The following is a 365-nucleotide window of genomic DNA, read 5'->3' as shown; positions in this document are numbered from 1 at the left end:
TACACTCATCCGACGACTCGAACGCGTACTGGCGGCGACAACGACAGACCCCGACCGACCCCTGTCATCGGTGGACCTGCTCGACGAATCCGAACACACCCGCATAGACACGATCGGCAACCGCCCCGTATTGCACACGGACAGACCATCATCACCATCGGTTTCCGCATTGTTCGCCGAACAAGCGGCCCGCACCCCGGATGCAGTGGCGCTGAGCTGCGGTGATCGTTCATACAGTTACCGGCAACTGGAACAAGCAGCGAACCGATTGGCACACCTGCTGACCGACCACGGTGTGGGCCCCGGACGCGTGGTCGGGCTGCTGATGCAACGCTCGGCACAAGCGATCACCTCGATAGCGGCAA

At 61.9% G+C, this 365-nt stretch carries 1 protein-coding gene; it reads left to right on the top strand.

Features of this window, described 5'->3' with window-relative positions; translation table 11 throughout:
- Nucleotides 1-70 precede the first annotated feature (70 nt).
- Nucleotides 71-365, top strand: a 295-nt coding sequence (locus IRT45_RS36465) for an AMP-binding protein (RefSeq protein WP_309241312.1), incomplete at its 3' end; no start/stop codon positions are given.

The organism is Nocardia sp. BSTN01 (assembly GCF_015354405.1).
Lineage (GTDB): Bacteria > Actinomycetota > Actinomycetes > Mycobacteriales > Mycobacteriaceae > Nocardia.
The sequence above is the reverse complement of the archived record's forward strand: the minus strand, read 5'-3'. Positions and strand labels throughout refer to the sequence as shown.